The 14,113-nt window shown below is 72.0% G+C and carries 14 protein-coding genes; 8 read left to right on the forward strand and 6 right to left on the reverse strand.

Features of this window, described 5'->3' with window-relative positions; genetic code table 11:
• Positions 1 to 69 precede the first annotated feature (69 nt).
• A complete protein-coding gene (locus BIV23_RS30615) occupies positions 70 to 828 on the forward strand; it encodes a class I SAM-dependent methyltransferase (protein WP_071384224.1) in 759 nt (252 codons plus the stop codon).
• A gap of 62 nt (positions 829 to 890) precedes the next feature.
• Here BIV23_RS30615 and BIV23_RS30620 read toward each other — a convergent pair whose 3' ends face one another.
• From BIV23_RS30620 to BIV23_RS30630, 3 genes are read right to left on the reverse strand one after another with little or no spacing between them, the layout of a single operon-like run.
• Positions 891 to 1,643 carry an amino acid ABC transporter ATP-binding protein gene (locus tag BIV23_RS30620; RefSeq protein ID WP_071384257.1) on the reverse strand — a complete coding sequence of 251 codons (753 nt, stop codon included), beginning with the start codon at positions 1,641 to 1,643 and terminating at the stop codon, positions 891 to 893.
• A gap of 53 nt (positions 1,644 to 1,696) precedes the next feature.
• Positions 1,697 to 2,629: an amino acid ABC transporter permease gene (locus BIV23_RS30625; protein ID WP_071384225.1), complete on the reverse strand. Its 933-nt coding sequence runs from the start codon at positions 2,627 to 2,629 to the stop codon at positions 1,697 to 1,699.
• A 36-nt stretch (positions 2,630 to 2,665) separates the two neighbouring features.
• Entirely contained in the window at positions 2,666 to 3,622 is a 957-nt protein-coding gene (locus BIV23_RS30630; protein WP_071384226.1) for an ABC transporter substrate-binding protein, read from the reverse strand.
• 601 nt (positions 3,623 to 4,223) lie between these two features.
• Between BIV23_RS30630 and BIV23_RS30635 the strand changes: the two genes are divergently transcribed.
• The 4 genes from BIV23_RS30635 to BIV23_RS30650 all read left to right on the forward strand — a co-directional run bounded on the left by BIV23_RS30635 (position 4,224) and on the right by BIV23_RS30650 (position 7,420).
• Positions 4,224 to 5,447, forward strand: a complete 1,224-nt coding sequence (locus BIV23_RS30635) for an NAD(P)-dependent malic enzyme (protein WP_071384227.1) — start codon at positions 4,224 to 4,226, stop codon at positions 5,445 to 5,447.
• A gap of 176 nt (positions 5,448 to 5,623) precedes the next feature.
• Positions 5,624 to 6,589: a zinc-binding dehydrogenase gene (locus BIV23_RS30640; RefSeq protein WP_071384228.1), complete on the forward strand. Its 966-nt coding sequence runs from the start codon at positions 5,624 to 5,626 to the stop codon at positions 6,587 to 6,589.
• 85 nt (positions 6,590 to 6,674) lie between these two features.
• On the forward strand, positions 6,675 to 6,884 hold the full coding sequence (locus BIV23_RS30645) for a helix-turn-helix domain-containing protein (RefSeq protein WP_071376494.1): 210 nt from the start codon (positions 6,675 to 6,677) through the stop codon (positions 6,882 to 6,884).
• Positions 6,884 to 7,420 carry a Clp protease N-terminal domain-containing protein gene (locus tag BIV23_RS30650; protein WP_071384229.1) on the forward strand — a complete coding sequence of 179 codons (537 nt, stop codon included), beginning with the start codon at positions 6,884 to 6,886 and terminating at the stop codon, positions 7,418 to 7,420. The genes BIV23_RS30645 and BIV23_RS30650 overlap by 1 nt, the downstream gene beginning before the upstream one ends.
• 60 nt (positions 7,421 to 7,480) lie before the next feature.
• Here BIV23_RS30650 and BIV23_RS30655 read toward each other — a convergent pair whose 3' ends face one another.
• The 3 genes from BIV23_RS30655 to BIV23_RS30665 form a co-directional block, all read right to left on the reverse strand.
• On the reverse strand, positions 7,481 to 8,536 hold the full coding sequence (locus tag BIV23_RS30655) for a PadR family transcriptional regulator (RefSeq protein ID WP_071384230.1): 1,056 nt from the start codon (positions 8,534 to 8,536) through the stop codon (positions 7,481 to 7,483).
• A gap of 1 nt (position 8,537) precedes the next feature.
• Entirely contained in the window at positions 8,538 to 9,533 is a 996-nt protein-coding gene (locus BIV23_RS30660; protein WP_071384231.1) for a DUF4097 family beta strand repeat-containing protein, read from the reverse strand.
• 216 nt (positions 9,534 to 9,749) lie between these two features.
• The gene (locus BIV23_RS30665) at positions 9,750 to 9,929 is read right to left on the reverse strand and encodes a DUF6104 family protein (RefSeq protein WP_003992906.1); all 180 of its coding nucleotides are present in this window, start codon (positions 9,927 to 9,929) and stop codon (positions 9,750 to 9,752) included.
• 195 nt (positions 9,930 to 10,124) lie between these two features.
• On the opposite strand from BIV23_RS30665, the gene BIV23_RS30670 reads away from it, so the two are divergent.
• The 3 genes from BIV23_RS30670 (at position 10,125) to BIV23_RS30680 (ending at position 14,111) form a co-directional block, all read left to right on the forward strand.
• Entirely contained in the window at positions 10,125 to 10,661 is a 537-nt protein-coding gene (locus BIV23_RS30670) for a CU044_2847 family protein (protein ID WP_071384232.1), read from the forward strand.
• Positions 10,658 to 12,985: a VMAP-C domain-containing protein gene (locus BIV23_RS52355; protein WP_071384233.1), complete on the forward strand. Its 2,328-nt coding sequence runs from the start codon at positions 10,658 to 10,660 to the stop codon at positions 12,983 to 12,985. Before BIV23_RS30670 ends, BIV23_RS52355 begins: the two co-directional genes overlap by 4 nt.
• Positions 12,986 to 13,094: 109 nt before the next feature.
• Positions 13,095 to 14,111, forward strand: coding sequence for an AAA family ATPase (locus BIV23_RS30680; protein WP_071384234.1), 1,017 nt, complete (start codon positions 13,095 to 13,097; stop codon positions 14,109 to 14,111).
• Positions 14,112 to 14,113 lie beyond the last annotated feature (2 nt).

Genomic DNA, 14,113 nt, shown 5'->3' on the forward strand with positions numbered 1-14,113 from the left:
CGGTCGGGTAACAGCCGGTCGTGCATCCAGGGTATTACGCACGCCTTGTGGGCAAGGGGGACGGATCCGATGACGACGAGCACGGGAACCGACTGGGCCGCCTGGCAGCAGAGCTGGGACCGGCAGCAGGAGTGGTACATGCCGGACCGCGAGGAGCGGTTCCGGATCATGCTCGACATGGTGGAGGCGCTGGTCGGGACGGCCCCGCGGGTCCTCGACCTCGCGTGCGGCACCGGCAGCATCACCGCCCGGCTGCTGGCCCGCTTCCCGGAGGCGACCAGCACCGGCGTCGACCTCGACCCGGCCCTGCTCGCGATCGCGCGCGGCACCTTCGCGGGCGACGCGCGGGTCTCCTTCGTCACCGCCGACCTCAAGGACCCGGCGTGGCCGGCGAGGCTGCCCTACGGCTCCTACGACGCCGTCCTCACCGCCACGGCCCTGCACTGGCTGCACAGCGAACCCCTCGCGGCCCTCTACGGTCAGGTCGCGGGGCTGGTCCGCGACGGCGGTGTCTTCATGAACGCGGACCACATGATCGACGAGGGCACGCCCCGGATCAACGCGGCCGAGCGCGCCCAGCGGCATGCCCGGATGGATCAGGCCAAGCGGGACGGCGTCGCCGACTGGGCCGAGTGGTGGCGGACGGCGGCGGCCGACCCGGTGCTCGCGGAGCCCACCGCCCGTCGCTTCGAGATCTACGGCGAGCACGCCGACGGCGACACGCCCTCGGCCGCCTGGCACGCGCGCACACTGCTGGCGCGGGGCTTCGGCGAGGCGCGGCCGGTGTGGTGCTCGCCGTCGGACACGTTGCTGCTCGCCGTGAAGTAGACCGTGCAGGGCGGCGAGGGGCGGTACGGGAGATCCGTACCGCCCCTCGCCGCGTCACCTGCTCACAGCACCTTGGACAGGAACGACTGCGTCCGCTCGTGCTGAGGGTTGGTCAGGACGTCCCGCGGATGGCCGGATTCGACCACCACGCCCTCGTCCATGAAGACCAGGCTGTCGCCCACCTCGCGGGCGAAGCCCATCTCGTGGGTGACGACGACCATCGTCATGCCGGACTCGGCGAGGTCGCGCATGACGTCCAGGACGTCACCGACCAGCTCCGGGTCCAGGGCCGAGGTGGGCTCGTCGAACAGCATCAGCTTCGGGTCCATGGCGAGCGCCCGGGCGATCGCCACCCGCTGCTGCTGGCCGCCGGAGAGCTGCGAGGGGTAGTGCCCGGCCCGGTCGGCCAGGCCCACGCGCTCCAGCAGCTGCATGGCCCGCTCCTTGGCCTGCGCCTTGCCGGCCCCCTTGACCTGGACCGGCGCCTCCATGACGTTCTCCACGGCCGTCATGTGCGGGAACAGGTTGAAGCGCTGGAAGACCATGCCGATGTCCCGGCGCTTCATGGCGACCTCGCGGTCGCGCAGCTCGTACACCTTGTCGCCCTGCTGGCGGTAGCCGACCAGCTCGCCGTCGACGTACAGCCGGCCGGCGTTGATCTTCTCGAGATGGTTGATGCACCTGAGGAACGTGCTCTTGCCGGAGCCGGAGGGGCCGATGAGGCAGAACACCTCGCCCGGCTTCACCTCCAGGTCGATGCCCTTGAGCACTTCGACATGGCCGAAGGACTTGTGCACGCCCTGCGCCCTGACCATCGGGACGCCGCTCTTCACGGGGGCGGCGCTCTCGGTCTTGTTCAGCTCGTCGCTCATGCGCTCACCGCTCCCTTCGGCCGGCCCAGCGAGAACATGTTCGCCTTCACCTTCTGCCACGGGGTCGGCGGCAGGCTGCGGCTGGAGCCGCGGGCGTAGTACCGCTCGATGTAGTACTGGCCGACGCTCAGGATGGACGTCATGATCAGGTACCAGGCCGCGGCGAGGAAGTACATCTCCACCGGGGCGCCGGAGTTCTGGCCGATGTCCTGGGCGTAGCGGAACAGTTCGGGATACTGGACGGCCGCCACGAGCGAGGTCGTCTTCAGCATGTTGATGACCTCGTTGCCCGTCGGCGGCACGATCACCCGCATCGCCTGCGGGATGATCACCCGGCGCAGGGTCCTGGCGTGGCTCATGCCGAGCGCGTGGGCCGCCTCGGTCTGGCCCTCGTCCACCGCGAGCAGGCCCGCCCGGCAGATCTCGGCCATGTACGCCGCCTCGTTCAGACCCAGGCCGAGCAGCGCCGTCAGCAGCGGCGTCATGAAGTTCGACCAGTAGTCCTTGTAGAACGGCATCAGGTTGATGTACTCGAAGACCAGGCCCAGGTTGAACCAGAGGAACAGCTGGACCAGGACCGGGGTGCCGCGGAAGAACCAGATGTAGAACCAGGCGATCGACGAGGTCACCGGGTTCCTCGACAGCCGCATGATCGCGAGGACGATGCCGCCGACGATGCCGATCAGCATCGACAGGACGGTCAGCAGGAGGGTCTTGCCGACACCGGTCATGATCCGGTGGTCGAAGAAGTACTCCGGCACCGCATGCCAGTTGATCTTGCCCTGGCCGAAGGCGTAGATGATCGCGACGAGGATCGCGATGGCCACGACGGCGGTGACGTAGCGTCCGTAGTGCCGGACCGGGATGGCCTTGATGGCCTCCGGTCGGGCCGCGGGTGCCGCCCCGGCCGTCTTCTCGTTGTCAGTCACGGGTGTTGCCTCTCGGTGGCCGCTTGTCTGCGCGGGTCACTTGCCGCCGTTGATCACGGACTGCTTGACGGCGCCGTCCTGGGCGCCCCACTTCTGGAGGATCTTCGCGTACTCGCCGTTCTTGATGATCGCGTTCATCGCGGCCTGGAGGGCGTCGCGCAGCTGCGTGGCCTCCTTGGAGACGGCGATGCCGTACGGGGCCGCCTCGACCTGCTGGCCGACGGTCTGGAAGTCCTTGCCGCCGCCGGAGGTCTTCACCGCGTACGCGGCCACCGGGAAGTCGGAGGAGGCGGCGTCCACACCGCCCGAGCGCAGCCGGGTCTGGGACTGCTGGTCGTCGTCGAAGGGCTCGATGGAGAGCTTCTTGCCGCCCGGACACTTCTTGGCCTCCTGCTTGGCCAGGTCCTCCGAGACGGTGCCGCGCTCGACGGCGATCTTCTTGCCGCACAGGTCCGCCCAGCCGGTGATGCCCTGGGTTTCGCCCTTGCGCGTGTAGATCGAGACGCCGGCGGTCAGGTAGTCCACGAAGTCGACGCCCTCGCCGACCTTCTTGCCCGTGTCGGGGTCGACGCCCTGCTGGCGGTTCTTGTTGTCCGTCATCGCGGACATCGCGATGTCGTAGCGGCCCGAGCGCAGACCGGTGAGCAGGCCGTCGAAGGTGCCGTTCTCGAAGGTCAGCTTCACGCCGAGCTGCTTGCCCAGGGCGGCCGCGAGGTCGGGGTCGAGGCCGGTGACGTTGCCGGAGGAGTCCTTGAACTCCACGGGGGCGTACGCGATGTCCGATCCGACCTTTATCTCGCCCTTGTTCCGGATGTCGGCCGGAAGCTTGCTGCCGAGCGGGGCGCCGGCGGAGGAGGCGCCGGAGTCCTTGCTCTTGTCCTTGGTCTGGTCACCGCAGCCGGTGAGCAGCAGGGCGCCTGCGACCGCGATCGCACCCACCGCTGCCAGACGGGAGTGCGCGGCGGTGGTACGACGGGTGGAACGTGCGGTCATCGTGGGTCCTCCGGCGGATGGGAAGAGATGAAGAAGCACCGGTGGGTCGACTGGAACACACACCTTCGGGTGTCACGACCTCGCGGGTTTACGGCATCTTGCCATTCGGACTGCGCCATTCGAGGTGGCGACTATGTCAAAATCGCATAACGGGTGACCCCCCGAACCGCATCAGGTCGGCACAGCAGCGTCGTTGGCCGCCGGACCATCTGCGGAAGTCCAGCACTTACGCCGGAAAATCTTCGGCGCATCTCACGATGTGGTCCATGCGTCTACCCGCGTAGCGGTGGCGGTGTGCCTGGCTGCGGGCCCGGTGGTGGGCCCGGTGCTGCGCTCTTGGGGCGGACGTCAGCCTCGTGTCATCCGCGTGTGGCTCTCTGGTCGTCAGATGTGACCTTGGACCTAATGGACTCGTCGTGGGCACCGTCCGTCCGGTAAGAAGGTTCTTTACACCCCTCATCCGGGGCTCAGGGCGCGTGTGCGGCGCGCCCGTCGCGTATGTGCTCGTACGTATCAGCAATCGGGCCGTACGCGGTGCCCGCCCACCCCTCACCAGGAGTGGTCGACCCTCAAACCATGCATACCTAAGGGGTAAGACAAAGTGGCAGCGGAGATCGTCAATCCTCGCAGCGACAGCGATACGGATCAGGACACCGGGGCCGAGCCCCTCGAGTCCTTCGATCCCGCGTTCGCGCTGCACCGCGGCGGCAAGATGGCCGTGCAGGCCACCGTGCCGGTCCGCGACAAGGACGACCTTTCCCTCGCGTACACGCCCGGCGTCGCGCGCGTGTGCACCGCGATCGCGGAGCAGCCGGAGCTGGTCAACGACTACACGTGGAAGTCCAACGTGGTCGCCGTCGTGACCGACGGCACGGCCGTGCTCGGGCTCGGGGACATCGGTCCCCAGGCCTCCCTCCCCGTGATGGAGGGCAAGGCGATCCTTTTCAAGCAGTTCGGCGGTGTCGACGCGGTCCCGATCGCGCTCGACTGCACGGGCGTGGACGAGATCGTCGAGACCGTCGTCCGGCTGGCTCCGTCCTTCGGCGGCGTGAACCTGGAGGACATCTCGGCGCCCCGGTGCTTCGAGATCGAGAAGCGGCTCCAGGAGCGCCTCGACATCCCGGTCTTCCACGACGACCAGCACGGCACGGCCGTCGTGACGCTCGCGGCGCTGCGCAACGCGGCGAAGCTGAGCGGCCGGGAGATCGGCGACCTGCGGGCCGTCATCTCGGGCGCCGGCGCGGCCGGTGTGGCCATCGCCAAGATGCTGATCGGGGCCGGCGTCGGGGACGTGGCCCTCACGGACCGCAAGGGCGTCATCTCGGCCGACCGGGAGGACCTCACCCCGGTCAAGCGCGAGGTGGCCGGCTTCACCAACAAGGCGGGCATCACCGGCACGCTGGAGGACGCCCTCGCGGGCGCCGACGTCTTCATCGGCGTCTCCGGCGGTACGGTGCCCGAGGCGGCCGTGGCCTCCATGGCCGAGGGCGCCTTCGTGTTCGCGATGGCCAACCCGAACCCCGAGGTGCACCCGGACGTCGCGCACCAGTACGCGGCGGTCGTCGCCACCGGGCGCTCGGACTTCCCGAACCAGATCAACAACGTGCTGGCGTTCCCGGGCATCTTCGCGGGGGCGCTCCAGGTGCGGGCCACCCGGATCACCGAGGGCATGAAGATCGCCGCCGCGGAGGCGCTGGCCGCCGTGGTGGGTGACGACCTCGCCGCCGACTACGTGATCCCGTCGCCGTTCGACGAGCGGGTCGCCCCGGCGGTGACCGCGGCGGTGGCCGCGGCCGCCCGCGCCGAAGGGGTCGCGCGCCTCTAGGACGCACGCCTGCCGACGCGACTGGCCCCGCCTGCCGAGGCGGGGCCAGTCGCGTCAGGGGGCTCCGTACGGCGCCGGCGCGCGGCCTGCGCCGCACGGGTGCCGGTGTGCAAGAGGGCATGTGTCACAGGGGTGCCTGGTTCCCTCGGCTGATCCACGCACCTATCGTCGGGCCCATGTTCGCTGTCTACGCCGCCCGAATCGACCGCGACCAGCCGCTCACCGGCCTTGAGTTGGGGGAGCGTCCGGCTCCCGAGGCCAGGCCCGGCTGGAGCACGATCGATGTGCGCGCCGCCTCCCTCAACCACCACGACCTCTGGTCCCTGCGCGGCGTCGGCCTCCCCGAGGGCCGGCTGCCGATGATCCTCGGCTGCGACGCCGCCGGGGTCGACGCGGACGGCAACGAGGTCGTCCTGCACTCCGTCATCGGCCAGACCGGCCACGGCGTCGGCCCGGACGAGCCGCGCTCCATCCTCACGGAGCGCTATCAGGGCACCTTCGCCGAGCAGGTCGCCGTACCGACCTGGAACGTGCTGCCCAAGCCCAAGGAGCTGTCCTTCGCCGAGGCGGCCTGTCTGCCCACCGCGTGGCTCACGGCCTACCGGATGCTGTTCACCAACGCCGGGGTACGGCCCGGTGACTCGGTCCTCGTGCAGGGCGCGGGCGGCGGGGTCGCCACGGCCGCCATCGTGCTCGGCAAGGCGGCGGGGCTGCGCGTCTTCGCCACCAGCCGGGACGAGGCGAAGCGGAAGCGGGCCCTGGAGCTGGGGGCCGTGGAGGCCGTGGAGTCCGGGGCGCGGCTGCCGCAGCGGGTGGACGCCGTGATCGAGACCGTGGGCGCGGCCACCTGGTCGCACTCGGTGAAGTCCCTGCGGCCCGGCGGGACGATCGTCATCTCCGGGGCGACGAGTGGCGACCGGCCCTCGCACGCCGAGCTGACCCGGATCTTCTTCCTGGAGCTGAAGGTCGTCGGCTCGACCATGGGCACCAAGGAGGAGCTGGAGGACCTGCTCTCCTTCTGCGCCACGACCGGCGTACGGCCCGTCATCGACGAGGAGCTGCCGCTGGACCGGGCCCGTGAGGGCTTCGAGCGGCTGGCGTCGGGCGAGCAGTTCGGGAAGATCGTGCTGACCGGTTCCTGAGTCCGGCCGGTCGGTCGACCGTCATGCCCATTCCGTCATGTCAACTCTGGTTGACATGACGGCTATGTCAACGTAAGTTGACATCATGACCGATGCAACCGATCTCGCCGAGCGTGCCGGTGACCGCGACCCGCGGGTGGGGCTGCGGGCCGTCGCCGCACTGCGCAGGCTGCTGGAGCAGCTGGAGGCGGTGCAGGTGCGCAGTGCGCGCAATCAGGGCTGGTCGTGGCAGGAGATCGCCGCGGAGCTGGGTGTCAGCAGGCAGGCCGTCCACAAGAAGCACGGGAGGCAGTGATGTTCGAACGCTTCACCAAGGACGCCCGCGAGGTCGTCGTGGGCGCGGTCGGCCACTGCGAGCGTGCGGGGGAGCGGACCGTGGGCGCCGAGCATCTGCTGCTCGCCCTTCTCGACCGGGACACCGGCCGTGCGTCGACCGCGCTGGCCGCGCTCGGGCTCGCGCAGCGCAAGGCCTCCGTGCGGGAGGCGCTGGACGAGGCCCGGCGGCGCGCCGGGCTGTCGCGGGCCGACACGGATGCGCTCGCGGGTCTCGGGATCGACGTGTCCGAGATCGTCTCCCGGGTCGAGGAGGCACACGGCGTCGGCGCGATGTCCGGCAGCCGTACGGACCGGGGCCGCCGGCCGGGCCGGCGCTCCTTCGACCGGGGCGCGAAGGACGTCCTGGAGGGCGCCCTGCGCAGTGCCGTCGGCCGCCGAGATGGCCATATCAGCGACGAACACATCCTGCTGTCCCTGACGATTCGTCCCGGGGTCGCGGGCGAGGTCCTGGCGGACCACGGGGTGACGTACGAGACGGTGCAGGGCGTGCTGTGACGGCCTTGCCCGCCCGGAGGGGTGGGCCTCCTCGGGGCGCCCCTCCGGCCGGAGGCTCCGTCAGGGCTTCGGCTGGTGCAGCAGGGCGGCGATACGCGCCGCCGTCGCGGACAGGTGCCGGCGGGTTTCGCGGAGCTGGTCGGTGGTGACTCCGTGGTCGCGGGCCGTGTCGCGGATGTCGTCGCGGAAGCGGTCCAGCAGGCGGTCCAGGTCGCGGGCCGGGTCTCCGGTGAAGTCCTCGTGGGACCAGGAGGGTTCGTACTCGACCGGGAACTCCTCGGCCGGCGCGATGTAGTCGGGTGCCGGGGTGGTGGTGGGCCGCGCCGCGCCCTCCGGGGTGCGGGTGAAGCCCCGTTCCTTGCCCAGGCCCTTGCTCCACTCCTTGCCGAAGTCGCCGAATTCCTTGGCCAGTTCGGTCAGGCCCTCGCGCACGCCGGTCGGCCAGTCGCCGCGCGTGAAGTGGTCCTGGACGCGGTCCTGGACGTGGCGGGCGATGCGCTGCATCTCCTCCTGCGCCTGGGCCCGTGCCCGCGCCTGCGCCTCCTGGGCCTGGTGGCGGGCCCGCTGGGCCTCCTCGCGGGCCCGGCGGCTCTCGTCCTTGGCGCGGCGGGCCTGCTCCTTCCACTCCTGCTTGGCCCGGCGCATCTCCTCCTTGGCGGCGCGCCAGGACTCCTTGTCGCCGCCCGGGTACTCCCCGGACGGGCCCGCCGCGCCCGTCCGCGCGCCCTGGCGGGCCTCGGTGGCGGCCGCGCGCATCTCGCGGCGCAGGTCGCCGGCCGCACCGCGCACATCGGCCCTGATCTCGGCCGCCAGCTCCGCGACGGACTCGCGGATCTCCAGCTCCAGGTCCGCCAACTCGCCGCTTCGGTCGGCCAGTTCGGCACGGCCGGCGTCCGTGATCGAGTAGACCTTGCGGCCGCCCTCCGTGGCGTGCCGGACCAGGCCCTCGGCCTCCAGCTTGGCCAGGCGGGGGTAGACCGTTCCGGCCGAGGGGGCGTACAGCCCCTGGAAGCGCTCCTCCAGGAGCCTGATCACCTCGTAGCCGTGGCGCGGGGCCTCGTCCAGCAGCTTGAGCAGGTAGAGGCGGAGGCGCCCGTGGGCGAAGACGGGAGGCATGTCAGAGCACCTTCTTGTCGGTCGTACCGTCGGCAGGGGCGTCGGAGGTCTCGGAGCCGCCGGTGGCGTCGGCCGCCTCCGCGTCCTGGCCGGAGACGGAATTCTCCCCTGCGGCGGCCGCGGAGCCCGCGGCGGGGGCGGTGCCCGGTGTCCGTGGGGGTTCCGACTCCCACGGGGTGCGCTCCTCGTCCTCGCGCGGTGGCCGGCGCAGCAGGGCGATGGAGCCGGAGACCGTGGTGGCCCGGAGGCGGCCGGTGCCCGCGCCGAGCCGGCCGGTGATCTTGTGGGCGCCCCACTGGCCGTGCACCCGCAGTCCGTCGAAGGCGTTGGAGATCGTGCCGCTCGCCGTGTTCGCCTCCACCTCGGCGTCCGCCGGGTGCGGCAGGCGGATGGCGATCTCGCCGGAGACGCTGGTGAGGCTGACCTCCGTCGGGCCGTCCGGGTCCAGGTCGACGATCATGGATCCGCTGACCGAGTCGGCGCGGACGGAGCGGCCGGAGCCCTCGACCACCGTCAGGTCGCCCGAGACCGAGTTGAACCGCAGGTCGCCCGTGACCGCCTGGGCCTCCAGGCTGCCCGACACGGTGTCCGCGTGGACCGGGCCGGAGACGGCGACCAGGGTCGTGTCACCCGTCACGCCCTTGACCGCGGCGGGGCCGCGGATGCCGGAGACGATCGCGTCGGCGTCGACGACGCCCACCTCCACGCGCGTGTCCGCCGGGACCGCGAGGGAGACGACGGCGCTGCGCCGCCAGCCCTTGCGGTCGAGCCACTTGAGGAAGCCCTTCCAGGGCAGGTCCTCGTAGGCCACCGTCAGCCGGCCGTCCTCCTCGGTGACCACGAGGGGCGGGCCCTTGATCTCCGAGACTTCCAGGCGGGCGGAACCTTCTTCCGTGCCCACCACGTTCACCGTTCCGCTGACGAGGCGGACCCGGAGATCGCTCACGCGTGAGTCGAAGGTCAGCTTCCGGGGCTCTGTCACGGACCATTCGGGCATGGGACCTCCTCGGCCACGGCGGGGCGAAGCGCGGCGACGCACTCGCGACACGCCATATCGCGTCTTCTCCATTCACGATATATCGCGGTCGCGGAAAGTCAAGACACCCTTTCGTGGGCCTCACGCGATGCTGCCCCCGGCGGGGCGGTACGGCCGTGTCGCCGTACCGCCCCGCCGGGGGCAGCTGTCGTACCGCCGGGAACCGGGGCCGCGGGACTATTCGTCGTCCTCGTCGTCCAGGCGGGCCAGCCAGGTCGCGAGACGTTCCACCGGTACCTCGAAGTCGGGGTTCAGGTCGACGAACGTGCGCAGCTGCTCGGCGAGCCACTCGAAGGTGACCTCTTCCTCGCCGCGCCGCTTCTCCAGTTCTTCGATGCCTCGGTCGGTGAAGTACATGGATGCCGCTCCGTCGTTCAGTGCAGGGATAGGGCCGCTCCCGGGCGGGAAGAACCCTCAACCTGTGAGAGGTGGAAGATGCCGCTTTTCCGCCTGGGGAGCCTGGCGAGAACAGGAAAATGATAGGCAGCCGCCTGCCCCGGCGGGCGAGCGGTCCGCGCGGGGCGCGACGGGGCGAGGGGACGGGGGAGCGTGATGGACGCGGAGTCGACGGCGTTGACGCGGGTAGCGCGGATCCAGCTGCCGGACGGCACACCGGTGTGGGCCCGGATCTCCGGGGCCGAGGAGCTTGCCGCGCCGCCGGGGGGACACCCGCCGGGGGGACTGTCGTACACGGACACCGGGTTCGCCGAGCGGGTGGAGGCGAGCGTCGAGAGCCTCCAGTCGCTGATCACCGGTGTCGCGCGGTCACTGTCCGGCCCGTTGCGGGCGGTGCGGCCGGACGAGGTGAGTGTCGAGTTCGGCATCGAGCTGACCGCGAAGGCCGGAAAGGTGGTGGGCCTGCTCGCGGACGGCGAGGCCAAGGCGGCCATCACGGTCACCCTGACCTGGCACGGGGACGGCCCGCCGGACCCGTCGTCCGGGGACGCCTCCGCCCCCCGGCCGGCCCACGGCCCCGACGGCGTGCCCCCGCCCCCGCGGACCCCCGGCCCGGCGTCCGGTACCGGCGCGTCCACCGGCGCTCGGGGGCACGGGGGTGTCGGGGACGGCGGCGTCGGGGGCACGGCATGACGCAGGGGTACGACGGGGGCGCACCGGACGGCTTCGACGCTGCCCGGCTTGCGCTGCGTGAACTCGTTCTCGCGGCGACGGTGCGCATTCATCACGCGGGTGCCGGGTATGCCCACGACGAGCCCGGCAGCTTCCTCGGCAGCGGATTCTTCGTCGCGCCGAACTGGGTTCTGACCTGCGCGCACGTGGTTCACGCCGAGGAGGGGGGCGAGGTCGTCGTGGTGTACCGGACCAGCCCCTACGACGACCCGTGCGCCGTGCCCGGACAGGTGGCGGCGACCCTGCCGGAGCACGCCGGCCGTCTTGTCCCCGGCAGCTGGCCCGCCCCGGATCTCGCGCTGGTCCGGCTCCGCGAGCCCGTCGGCCACGCGTGCGTGTACGTCTCCGAGCGGCCCAACCCGCACTTCGGCGGGACCAGGGTGTACTACGCGGGCTGGACGGGCGCCCGCGGCCGGCTGGAGATCCTCGACGGGTACCTCTCGGTCCAGGGGACGATCAGCGCCTGGTCACCGGAGGAGCAGGTGCGCCTCGGGCAGAACGACCTGCCGCCCGGTGTCTCCGGCGGGCCGGTGATCGACCCCGTGCGCGGTGAGGTCGTCGGCGTCCTGAAGTCCCGCGCGGACCACGGGGCGGGGGGCACGTCCATCGGCGTCGAGCAGCTGCGCACCCTCCACCGGAGCGACGTCCGGCGCGAGGGCGCCGAGGGGAACGGCGACCACGCGGGCGGCGCCCTCCCGGGCCCGGCCGACCCGAGCCCGGCCCCCTCCGGCCGCGGCCCTCTCGGTGACGCCCCTCCCGGCGGCACCCACCCGGGCGCCGACCCCTCGAGCCCCGTCCGCCACAAAGACACCACCGGCCCCACTGACCCCATCGAGCACATCGACCTCTACCAGGCCGTCTTCCACGCCCACGACCGCTATCACCGCGACCGTCAGCAGCCCTCCGACTCGGCGGCACCCACCTGGGCCGACATCCAGGGCGAGCTCGGCGCGCGCCCCGGGCGTGCGCTCAGTCCGCACGAGCGAGGGGAGCTGCTCGGGCGGCTGGCCGACCTGCCGCCCCCGGTCAGCACCCGCGCTCTGCTCGGCATCCTCGGTTCGCTGCCCGGCTTCCGGCTGCCCTCCCTGGTGCCCGCGCCGCGCGGCTGGCGGGACGGCCTGGGCGTGCTGTACGAGCACGCGCGGCAGGACGAGGCGCGCAGGCTCGTCATCGGCTACGCGATGCGGATCCTGCTGGCCGACCGCGACCGCACGCGCAGCGTGCTCGCCGCCGAGCGGGCCCTGTGGGAGTGGGTGTGGCACGCGTCGACGGGACTCGACAGCGGCTACCGCACCGAACTCGCCCAGCAGCGCGAGGAATTGCTCGGCCGGGAGCGGGCCGGTCGGGAACGGGCCGGTCACGGGCGGCCCGACGACGATCCCGGCCGGGTGCCGGAGCGCCCCGCCCCGCATCCGCCCCTCGCGCCGGCCGGGCCGTCCGTGCTGCTGGTGGTGCTGTGCCGGGGCTGGGAGCCCGACCGCTGCGACTGGTCGGTCTCCGTCGCGGACGCGGACGGCGCGACGACGCTGCTGCACGAGACCCAGCGCACCGCGCTGGCCGACCTCGACGGCCGGGCGGCCGCCGCGCTCACCGAGGCCTTCCGGCAGTGCGACGAGCCCGGACGGCCCGCCCCCCTGTACGTGGCCCTGCCCCACCGGCTCCTGGACACGCCGGTGGACGACTGGCGGCTGCGGCCGGACGGCGTCCCGGTGGGCGTCGAGCGGCCCGTGCTCATACGCTGCTCGGACCGTGACCAGTTGCCCGACGAGGAGTCGCGGGGCCCCGGCGCCTGGCCGGCGGCGGCCTGGGAGCCGTACGACGACGGGGACGGCGAACGCCGCGACCGCTGGCGCCGGCTGCACACCCGTCAGGCGCGGGCCGAGGTGCTCGACTGCGACGACGGAGTGCGCAGGCCCGTACCGGACACCCCGGCGCTGCGCGGCCTCGCGCCGCACGACGTCCCGGTGCTGTGCCGCCTGGGCGACCAGCGCTACGCGAGCGACCCCGCCTCGCTCGGCCGGATCCTGAACGCCGGCTTCGGGGTGGCGGTGTGGCGCCGCAGGCGGTGGCGACCCGAGTCCGTGTGCGGCGAGTTCCACCGGGGTGCCAAGACGGTCGTCGACGACGGCGTCGGGGTGGCCCTGCTGCCCGGGGTGGTGCACGGGCTGCGCCGACAGGTCCACGCGGGGCTCACGGAGGCCTACTGGGCCCATGGAATAGCACTGTTGTACGACGACCCGCACAGCCCCCTGCCCGGAACCGGAGATCTGCTGGAGGCGCCGTGACGCAGCGCGCGCGTTCCCTCCAGTTCCTCTTACCAGGCGTCCTGAGGGTCGATAACGTGAGGCACGTTCGACGGCTGCGGTGGCGGACGAGTGACGACGAGGATTGGACATGACCGAATCCAGTGAGTGGCTCATCTACCGAGGCGCCGGGGAACCGCACGACGGGATGAGCCGGCTCCCGCCGCCCCCGCCTTGGCGGGACTTCTCCGGCCGGGACGCGGACGGCGACAGCTCCCAGGACCGCAGGCTGGGCGCACACCGGCACCTGGCCGAACTGCACCGGCCCGGCGCGGAGGAGCTGGAGATGATCAACGCGGCACTGTATCTGCGCCGCCCGCTGCTCGTCACCGGCAGCCCCGGTGCGGGCAAGAGCACCCTGGCCCACTCGGTGGCGTACGAGCTGGGGCTGGGCGAGGTGCTGCGCTGGTCCATCGTCAGCCGGACCGCGCTCCAGGACGGGCTGTACCACTACGACGCCATCGCCCGCCTCCAGGACGTCCAGATCGCGGCGCAGGGGGGCGACGGCGCGGCGGCGGGCAGTCCCGGAGCCGTGGAGGCCATCGGCAGCTACATCCGGCTCGGACCGCTCGGCACCGCCCTGCTGCCCTCCGACACCCCGCGCGTGCTGCTCATCGACGAGCTGGACAAGAGCGACATCGACCTGCCCAACGACCTGCTGAACGTGCTGGAGGAGGGCGAGTTCGAGATACCCGAGCTCCAGCGCATCGCCGACCGGCTGCCCGGCGGCGAGGCCGAGGTGCTCACCGCCGACGGCGTCAAGGTCCGGGTGCGTGACGGCCGGGTGCGCTGCCGCGCCTTCCCGTTCGTGGTCCTCACCAGCAACGGGGAGCGCGACTTCCCGGCGCCGCTGATGCGCCGGTGCATCCATCTGGAGCTGGACCGGCCCGACCACAACCGACTCGCCACCTTCGTCCGCGCCCACCTCGGGGTCGAGGCCGCGCGGGCGGGCGACGACCTGATCGCCCGCTTCCTGGAGCGTTCCCGCAGCGAACTGCTCGCCGCGGACCAGCTGTTGAACGCGATCCATCTCACCGCGGCCGCCGCCCCGCCGAGCCGCGAGCGCCTCGCCGATCTGCTCATCCAGCGACTCGACCGTTCGAGGTGAGG

Origin of the sequence: Streptomyces monashensis (genome assembly GCF_001866665.1) — a bacterium.
Taxonomy (GTDB): domain Bacteria; phylum Actinomycetota; class Actinomycetes; order Streptomycetales; family Streptomycetaceae; genus Streptomyces; species Streptomyces monashensis.